Source organism: Caldisericia bacterium (assembly GCA_021158845.1).
Lineage (GTDB): Bacteria > Caldisericota > Caldisericia > B22-G15 > B22-G15 > B22-G15.
In genome coordinates this window covers 1-4,718 of the sequence record JAGGSY010000173.1, presented here as the reverse complement: position 1 = coordinate 4,718, position 4,718 = coordinate 1, and the positions used below count along the sequence as shown (strand labels likewise).

The following is a 4,718-nucleotide window of genomic DNA, read 5'->3' as shown; positions in this document are numbered from 1 at the left end:
GTGGAATAGTGGGAAAATAAAAATTCAAAGTTAGTTTTCACACAATCTGACGTGATATTCAAATAAATGGGAAAATATTTGGTTTTCTTATAGTAGAAGAAGCAAAGAATAAACCAATTATTGCAAAAGCAACAAAAGGAGAAATTAAGGAAGGGGTTATATACTATAGATATTATGCCAGAAACGAGCCTATACGTTACCCAGAATTAGCTCAAATAATTGGTAAAATAAGAGAGAAAGAACGGAGATTGTGGATAAATCACATTAAACAAATCGCCCATATTGGGCCGGAAAATGCGGGGATTTTTAATCCTGAAGATGGATTAGTAAAAGGAGTAGGAGGATCGTTTCTCATAGATAGATCGTTATTACCTCACATCCAGTTTATCAGGGAAGGTCACTTTGTAGAGAAAGAAGGTGCACCATCTGTAAAATTGATAGGAAATGTACATGTTATTGGTGGAGACGAAGAAGAACTAGATGGTATTATTGGTATTCAAGAAAAGGCAATAAATCAACATGATATTATTGTAAATTTTTTGAATCAAGTAAAAGTAAGATCTCCTGAAGAATACATTAAACAAATTTGCTTATCTGGAATTAAATATTTGCCATTTTATTATTATTGCAAACTGGCAAAAATAAAATTGTCGCATTTGGAAACTTTACTCAACAAAATACAAGGCTATCAGGCGATTTTAACTCGTGTTAAAACAGATGCTGCAAAATTACCTATAAAATTGAAAAATACTGGCACCAAGGCTTATAAAGAGAAAGTTAAAATACTTAATCAAATCAAACAAAATAAATTAGTTTTTCTAGATGATAGAAAAACACTCCGGTATCTTTTAGAAGTAGTGAGAACTTTAAATGATGTTGATCTTATTAGAAAAATACTCCTAAAAGTATATGAAAAGCCACTTAGAAGGATTGGTGTTATTGGAGAGTTTAGAATCGCTGTTTGCTATTTAGATTACATTGAAAACAAATAGCACCTAACAACTGGGTGCACTTGACCGCTATTCCGCTGCGGCCTTCGGCCTTGCTTCATGTCGGCAAGTAACCCTGGTCGTTAGCTGTAAGAATTTAGAAAAAGGAGCGTTCAAAAATGAAGATACTGATTCTTAATGGTAGTCCTCGGAAGAAAGGCACCGTGGCTACACTTTTAAAAGCAGTTGTCGAAGGCATCAACAAAAGCCATGAAGTAGAATGGATCGATGTATATGATCTCAAAATGAAACCTTGCATAGCGTGTATGAAGTGCAGGCCAGATGGTGAATGTGTCCAGACGGAGGACGATGCCCATATCATTGGACGGAAGATTAAGGATGCTGGCGGTCTGATAGTAGGCACGCCGACCCATTGGGGAAACATGAGTTCACAACTCAAGCTTTTATTCGACAGAAATGTGCCTGTATTTATGGGTGAAAAAGCCAATGGTTTCCCAATTCCTCGACACAAAGGAAAGCCAGCGGCTATTATCACTGCCTGTACTACTCCCTGGCCATTCAATTTTATTGCTGCCGAGAGTCGTGGGGCCATTAGAGCTGTCCGCAAGGTATCACATTATGGGGGCTACAAAATTATTGGTAAGGTGGTCAAACCTGATACTAAGAAAAACCCAAAAATTGCTCAAAAGTTATTTGACAAAGCTAAAAGCATTGGACGCAAGTTCTAAATATGGAATATTGTGTTAAATTTAGGCAAGCAGCTAACAAAGCGCTCCACTTGATCGCTCTGCCCAGTGGCAGACAAGTGTTCCGCTGGCCTGCCTGTCGGCAGACACGGCCGTCGGGCAGGGGCAGACAGGCGCTCCATAGCGGCTGGTGAGCTTGGTCGTTAGAAATGGAAAAATATAAATTTAGCAAATATTTTGAAAATGAAGTTTTAAGAAAAAGACCTTATATAAAAAAGGAATGGTGTATAAAAGTGATAGAAAATCCCATAAAAGTGGAAAAACAAGAAGGAAATAGATAGAGATTTTGGGGTATTGTGGAAGAATTTGATAATAAAGTGTTTAGAGTAGTAACATTAGAGGATAAAATAACCATTCATAATGCATTTCCAGACAGGAGGTTTAAAGAATGAAATTAAAATATTATCCAGATACAGATTCTTTGTATATAGATTTATCAGAAAAGCCAAGTGTAAGCAGCCAGGAAATATCAGAAGGTGTAGTAATAGATTTTGATGAAAAAGGGAATGTTGTTGGGATAGACATAGATAATGCAAGCAAAAAGACAGCATTAAAGGCTTTGACTATAGTAAAATTGCCTTTTGAAGTAAAAGAGATGCAAGTTTGATCTTCTGACAAATTATTCCAGCGAACTGCGTAACTGCCGCTGCTGAATTTGGTCGTTGCACAGAGAAAAAGAGGAGCGAAAAAGGTTGTGTTGCCGGAAAAGAGGCTGATCCTGGCCCAGTTGAGATTTTTTTGTCAACCTGACGGGGAGGATGAAATCGCTGGGTTGTTATCGGATGTAGTGGACTGGGGACGATATCTGGATATGTGTGAGGCCCATGGTCTGGAAGGGGCAGCCTACTATGTTTTCAAGAAGTTGAAACTACGGGCTCTTTGCCAGTGGAGGTGATGGACTATCTACAGTGGAAATACTACCAGATAGCGGCCCGCAATATCTACCTGATGGATCAACTGAGGCGGGTAGTTGCGGCCTTTGAGCAGGCAGGCCTCTCTCTTCTGCCCATCAAAGGGGCTTCCTTAGTAGAGACGATCTATCCTTCTGTGGGCACAAGGCCGATGAATGACGTCGACCTGTTGGTGAAGAGAGGGCAGTGGCCAGTGGCGGGGAAGGTTCTCCGAAGATTGGGCTACAGTCCGCTTCGTTGGTTTCCCAATCTTTTCAGCGGGAACGGGGTGGTGTTGGATGTTCATTTCGACCTTGCCGGGGCTGACCGCATCCGTTCTCGAAGATATGCGGTGAGGATAGAGAGTGACAAGCTGTGGGCAGAGGCGATTTCCTCAGCAGACTCTCCTGCAGGAAGGACTCTTTCGGAGGCCGATACGCTGCTCTGCCTTGCATCACATCTGCAGAAGCATTCATTCTCTCGCCTCATCTGGTTTTTGGACTTAGCCCTGTTCCTCCGGCAGCACCAGGATGTGGATTGGCCCGGGGTATGGAACAGAGCCCAGGAGTTTAACCTGACAAAGGCTCTTTACTTTGTGCTTTGCTACCTGCGGTCTGTACTTGGGCTTCAGCTCCCCCGGGGAATGGAGAGGGCCTTGGGGGCGAAGCCCTTGAACCTGGCTGAAAGGAGGTTTCTCCGGGCTCTTTTGGCCGGGGAGGAGATGGGGTTGGTAGGAGATATACTGCTGGCCTTTTCTGCCAACAGCCCCGCTGGTGGCCTTCATCTGTTGGCAGAGACGGCTTTCCCCCGTCGGCAGATAATGTCGCAGATCTATCCCTTGGAGGGCCGATACGCTCTGCTGTGGGCTTACCCTTATCGCTGCCTCAAGGTTTTGGTGGAGGCATTCCGTCTGTTCTCTTGGTTCTTCAAACCAATGCGCCCAGGTGAGGTCCTGAGAGAGTGAACAGTATGGATTTCGGCAAACAGTTGATAATTGGCGCCTCAGTGATGTTCCGCAACTTTCGCCCTGTCAGCGGTCGACAGAACCAAAGCCGCCCTCTGCTGCCTGCAGTGCTTATGGCCCCAGCGATTCAAGCCTACCTCTGCCATACGCCAGACACTTCCTCAATCTGGCCGGGAGAGTGCAGAGAGGGCGAACAGTACAGAAGTCGATTATTCCACGGGGCGAATGTGAGGGTGTTCCCCTCCCCACAGTGGAGAGGGAATACGAGTTTTGCCAGCGTATTGGCATTTATTCAGATAGATGATAAATCGGGGGGTATGGATGAACAAGAGAAAAGTGCTGGTTATAGACGATGAGAAGGGCATCAGAGACCTGCTTTGCGATTTTCTTGACAGGAGAGGCTATCAGGTGAGCTCAGCGGCAGATGCCAGGGAGATGATAATTCAGATGAACAAAGAGTTGCCAGAGATCGTCTTTCTGGACATCCGCTTGCCCGATATTGATGGACTGGAACTACTCAAGTTGATCAAACAGCTTGACCAAGAGATTATTGTCATTATGATGTCCGCCTACGCTACAGAAGAGATAGCCAGGAATTCGCTCCAGTGGGGCGCCTTCGATTACATTCGGAAGCCTTTTGAGTTTGAGCAGGTTGAAAGGGTACTGTCGGCGGTGGAGATGACCAGATTCTGAGGCTGCCTGGGCTGGAGATAAAGAAAGGGACGAGGCAACCGGAGAAAAATAGCCAGCTAACCAGCTAAACTTTCACAAAAAATCTGGAAGATGTATCCTTAAACCACCGGAATATGGTGGAACAGGAGGGCATAAGGTTCCCGAGCTGGAATAGGCCCCCTGGCTACATTCGCCAATCCCTGTGGACAGGTTTTTTTTGTTGTTGCTTTAATTCATTGTTTTTTTACGTGCCATAGCCGGAGGATTCATCGCCGACTATGGTTAATCCTGGAGGTCGGGGGGGGAGGTTGCGCTTTCAGTCAGCGGCCAACAGAACCAGAGCCGGCTTCTACTTCCTGCAGGACTTATGGCCACAGCGATTGGGCCCTACCTATGCCCTACGCCTACGGAAAGCGCGCCTCTTTTGGTCCCTTTTCTTGTGAAGCTTCCTATAATAAAGTCAAGAGAATTCTTCCTGGCAGAGAGGCTCTGGAAA

The 4,718-nt window shown here is 44.6% G+C and carries 5 protein-coding genes; all 5 read left to right on the top strand.

Features of this window, described 5'->3' with window-relative positions; genetic code table 11:
* Window positions 1–248 precede the first annotated feature (248 nt).
* The 5 genes from J7J33_06295 to J7J33_06275 all read left to right on the top strand — a co-directional run bounded on the left by J7J33_06295 (window position 249) and on the right by J7J33_06275 (window position 4,243).
* Complete coding sequence (locus J7J33_06295) at window positions 249–992, top strand: hypothetical protein (protein ID MCD6168887.1); 744 nt, start codon at window positions 249–251, stop codon at window positions 990–992.
* A gap of 116 nt (window positions 993–1,108) precedes the next feature.
* Window positions 1,109–1,678 carry a flavodoxin family protein gene (locus tag J7J33_06290; GenBank protein ID MCD6168886.1) on the top strand — a complete coding sequence of 190 codons (570 nt, stop codon included), beginning with the start codon at window positions 1,109–1,111 and terminating at the stop codon, window positions 1,676–1,678.
* Window positions 1,679–2,084: 406 nt separating this feature from the next.
* Window positions 2,085–2,303, top strand: coding sequence for a DUF2283 domain-containing protein (locus tag J7J33_06285; GenBank protein ID MCD6168885.1), 219 nt, complete (start codon window positions 2,085–2,087; stop codon window positions 2,301–2,303).
* A gap of 287 nt (window positions 2,304–2,590) precedes the next feature.
* Window positions 2,591–3,550 (top strand): nucleotidyltransferase family protein, encoded by a 960-nt coding sequence (locus J7J33_06280; GenBank protein MCD6168884.1) that lies wholly within the window; start codon window positions 2,591–2,593, stop codon window positions 3,548–3,550.
* Between the two features lie 321 nt (window positions 3,551–3,871).
* A complete protein-coding gene (locus tag J7J33_06275; protein ID MCD6168883.1) occupies window positions 3,872–4,243 on the top strand; it encodes a response regulator in 372 nt (123 codons plus the stop codon).
* Window positions 4,244–4,718 lie beyond the last annotated feature (475 nt).

Bases quoted from the DNA above. Each gene is read 5' to 3' on its own strand.
- J7J33_06290 (MCD6168886.1), top strand. From the start codon at position 1,109: ATGAAGATACTGATTCTTAATGGTAGTCCTCGGAAGAAAGGCACCGTG.
- J7J33_06280 (MCD6168884.1), top strand. From the start codon at position 2,591: ATGGACTATCTACAGTGGAAATACTACCAGATAGCGGCCCGCAATATC.
- J7J33_06275 (MCD6168883.1), top strand. From the start codon at position 3,872: ATGAACAAGAGAAAAGTGCTGGTTATAGACGATGAGAAGGGCATCAGA.
- J7J33_06285 (MCD6168885.1), top strand. From the start codon at position 2,085: ATGAAATTAAAATATTATCCAGATACAGATTCTTTGTATATAGATTTA.